Raw genomic sequence first — 4,160 nt, forward strand, 5'->3', positions numbered from 1 at the left:
GCTGCTCAAGATATTTACCAAGATTAAATTCCGCAGCTGCCATAATAAGCTTTGCTGTCTCCGGCTCGTCGAAGAATGAATCCATTACCTTCTCAAGCTTTTCATTTGCTGCCACAAAAGTAATGTACTTAGGTGGATCCATACTCTGCCTGGCATTCTCAACCGCAAAAGAAAGGAACCTTCGAAGGATCGTGGGATCATCAGTATCTGTGAAAAGATGTGTTACCTGTACCTCATTTTGGCTCTGGTCCCTGTCAGCAAGAAGAAGCGCTTCAAGCTTTCCTTCCTCATTAAGGGCTGCAACGCTGAGCTCTACGCTGGCCTCGCTGACGTCCCTTGCGGTTATGTCTATGTCCTTTATCTGTCTTATATTGTCTAAAACAGCACTTATCCCGCTGGCCAGATTGACCATTCTTCCGCTGTAGCCTCCGGTTTTTTTCGATGCAAGCTTCTTGTGTACTGTATCAAAGGGAAGGCGGCACTCACGAAAATGGCGAAGGCTTATATCAAACCCATGATCTGAAAAGAGCCTGTTAAGCTCAAGTCCGTGATCACCGTTATATTCAAACACAGCTGTGAGCATACTGGAAGGCTCAGACTTCGGAATATACTGATCCAGATAGAGCTCAAGCATTATATCTCCGTATCTGTATCCCTGATACAGACTTGGTATCATGAAAAAAGATATCTCACTGATACCATCACTCTCAGTTATTTCCATAAAGCCCTTATACTGTCCTTCATCACTAAGGCCATACCAAAAGACATTTTTCCCTTCTTCTGGCAAATTTGCCGGCATGTTGTTTATCTGTGCTTCAAACAAAGATATCTGTTTAAGTTCCATTTTCCCTCCTACCACAAGACACGGGGACGGTTCTTTTGACTTATTGCATGCAATGAGTCAAAAGAACCGTCCCCGTGTCTTGTTAGCTCTTTCAACACCATACACCTCAATTATACGATTTATAACTGAAAAAAGCAGAGAAAACCGTGTGGTTTTCTCCGCTTTTAAGAATATTTAATACTTTTTTAATCAACTGAATTTCTAATTATTTAAGGATTGTCTGATCGCCACGTGGCTGAGCATACTTGTCTGCTGAGATCACACCGTGAAGTTCAGTCTTAACATAATCCATAACAGCTTCGTCCATAACGATACCTGTGTCAAACTGTGCACTTGAGTTTCTGAATACATAGTATGTATCACCGCCGTCTGTGCAGAAGTTGTTTGTTACAACAGCGTATGTATCATCCTTAGAGAATGGCTTGCCGTTGATAGACTCGATTGTAACTCTGTTGATGGAACTTGGCTTAGCATATGTTGACTCTGGATAGTTAGGTCCCTTAGCAAATGACTTTCTTGTATCAAGTGTAAACTTGATGCCTGCAGTCTGAGGATATCCGCCAAGAGCATCTGGTGCATTGTATGTGGAAGCTTCAAGAGCCTCAAGAAGTTCAGCACCTGTAAGGTATGCAACTGCTACAGTGTTTCCGAAAGGAAGTACTGTATTGATGTCCTTCTTGGTAACAGAACCTGCGTGGATAGCAGCACGGATACCACCACCGTTAGTGATAGCAACGATGTGATCTTTATCAACTGTGATGTTTGATGCATTCTGAGTTACAGTCCAAAGAAGTGCATCTGTAACGAGGTCACCCATGTTAGTTTCCTCTGTTCTGTTTCCAGGAGCCTTAGCGCCGTTGAGCTCTACTTCACTCTTACCAAATGCCTGGTCATACTCAGCATCTACTCTCTTGATGATAGCTGTTGTAACAGCATCTGCGATAACTTCCTTCTGAAGTCCCTCAAGAGATAAGAGGTAGTTGTCCTCAATCTTCTTGGTTGCATTGTCAATAACTACTACACCGATGTCCTGAAGCTTGGTTCCTGCAGACTGGATAGGAAGGTTGTTGCTTGAAGCAGACATAACAGTGTGTGAATGTCCATCAAGCATGAAGTCGATACCCTTTGTGTTCTTAAATACATCTACACTGCTGCAGCCCTTTGCTGTAGACTCTCCGTCAACACCAAGGTGTGCGATACAAACAATGATATCTGCACCTTCAGCCTTGAGCGCGTCTACCTGAGCCTGTGAGCAGTTATAAAGATCCTTGCCCTCAAGGAACTTATAAGCTCTTACATATTCAGGTTTAGCCTTGGTTGTAGTTTCAGGAGTTTCAAGTCCATAGAAACCAATCTTTACGCCGCCCTTAGTAATGATAGCATGCTGCTGGAAAAGAGAATTGCCATTGCCATCAAGTACGCTTGCGCATACTGTCTGGAACTTGGCTGTTGCAAGGTTAGCCTTGAGCTGAGGTACACCATAGTCAAACTCGTGGTTACCTGGAGTAACAATGTCATAACCTGCAGCATTCATGCATGAAATAGCATCAAGTCCCTTAGTTGTGCTTACATATGCTGTTCCCTGTCCGAAGTCACCTGCGTCTGCAAGGATAACTTCTGCGCCTCTACCAGCAAGGTTCTCCCTTACGGATGCGATATACGCATAACGTCCTACAGCACCGTGGATATCATTGGTATGAAGGATTACAGTCTTGCCACTAAAATCAGCAGGAAGGTCATAGATTGACTTCTCCTTAACCGGCTCAGCAGCTCTTACTGTAAGGCTGGGCATACCAAGTGATAATACGAGAGCCATTGCCATAACAATAGATCCAATACGTTTTACTACACTGTGTTTTGTCATAAACACACCTCCCGATTATTCTTACCCTTTATGAGGGCTCGTGACTATAATTATATGACAATTGACCCTTAAATTTAACAGTTAAATACACAATTTTGTCACTTTTATTTTGGCTGTTATGCACAAGGTAAAGAAGGTCACGCCCCAAAAGAATATGCTAAGCCCCTTCCTTAGTTTTTCAACTTTTGCCGCATTAGGAGCATAGTAACCGCCAGCGACTGGTTGTTTCTCATCTGCATAGTAGACATACATCTGTTCATGCTCATCAGTGTAATCAAGAACGATATTTCCATTATGCTTTATATTATCTATCTCTTCAGCTGAGTATGTGTTCCCTTCAAGTCCAGGGAGAATTTGATAGCTCTTTTCGCCACAGTTTCTGTCTGCAAGAACATATTCTGGTTCCGGTGTTACCACATACCAAAGGATTGCCAGTGCAAGTGATGCTACAACTATGACCATTTCAATCATAAGTTTCTTCTTTGAACTGCTCACGCCGCCTGATGTATGTTTTATTCCTGGCAAAAGAGTTCCTACATTCATATTCCCAAATGATATAAGCCGAATTTCCTTATTTAAAAGCTCAGGCATCTTGTCTGCGACATTTCCTAAATATCTATAGATCATCACACCCACGAAAGCAAATGCCAGATTCTTAAAGCCAATATTGTACAGGATCGGATCTGTGATCCCCATAAACAGCAGAGAGATCGTTACCACCAGTTCTTCAATCCTGTTATCTCTAACTTCATCCCATAAAAGAATGATCCACAGCGCCGTAATGATCACAAAGACAACGACCCCAAGCTGAAAAAGCAGGTATAGCTGTGAAAAATCGATTCCATAATGAGTGGCATCCGGATCGTTTAGTCTTATTCCAAATAGCGAAAATGAGTTGCTAGCCAGGAAGTAACTGGCCATCTCGTATCTTGAGCCAAGGTTATAGTCAAACCGCCTTATGCTTTCAACCAGAGATTCTGTGGTAAAAAAAGGCAGAATGACAGTGACTGCCCAAATGACAGGCAACACCATGGCTACAATGACTTTTTCTACAATTCCCAGTCTGGACCTGTAAGCAAAAAAGATATTCAGACACAGATATCCTATTAGTGTAAAAAGCCCAGTTCTGCTGCCCGTGTATGAATACAGATACATTCCAACGCCAAGGATAATGCCCGAATACTTCCATACTTTTTTCCTGTCATCATAGCCTGTCACAAACATGATCATCATAGCAATTATGACAAAAGAGCTACCAAGAGTATTAGGGTGCGGAAATCCCATTGACCTCCTGAACACAGCCCCTAAAGTATCACTAAACTGTATAAAAGAAATATCTTCGATAATGTCAAAAGAAGACAGGAACATAAGGCAGGCCATTCCCGCTCCGCCAACAATTGCTCCTACAGAAAAGAGTCTTTTTACATTGATATGTTTCATGCCCAGCATCAA

The 4,160-nt window shown here is 42.5% G+C and carries 3 protein-coding genes; all 3 read right to left on the reverse strand.

The window, feature by feature from the left end; all coding sequences use genetic code 11:
• Positions 1-844, reverse strand: an 844-nt coding sequence (locus tag J6I68_RS00400; RefSeq protein ID WP_292216287.1) for a hypothetical protein, incomplete at its 3' end; no start/stop codon positions are given.
• Between the two features lie 205 nt (positions 845-1,049).
• Positions 1,050-2,708 carry a bifunctional metallophosphatase/5'-nucleotidase gene (locus J6I68_RS00405; RefSeq protein WP_292216288.1) on the reverse strand — a complete coding sequence of 553 codons (1,659 nt, stop codon included), beginning with the start codon at positions 2,706-2,708 and terminating at the stop codon, positions 1,050-1,052.
• A gap of 81 nt (positions 2,709-2,789) precedes the next feature.
• On the reverse strand, positions 2,790-4,160 hold a 1,371-nt coding region (locus J6I68_RS00410; RefSeq protein ID WP_292216289.1), incomplete at its 5' end, for an O-antigen ligase family protein.

This window comes from Butyrivibrio sp. (genome assembly GCF_017940685.1).
In the GTDB taxonomy this organism is placed as follows: domain Bacteria; phylum Bacillota; class Clostridia; order Lachnospirales; family Lachnospiraceae; genus Butyrivibrio.

Coding starts and splice junctions, on each gene's coding strand:
- J6I68_RS00405 (WP_292216288.1), bottom strand. CDS start 2,708: ATGACAAAACACAGTGTAGTAAAACGTATTGGATCTATTGTTATGGCA.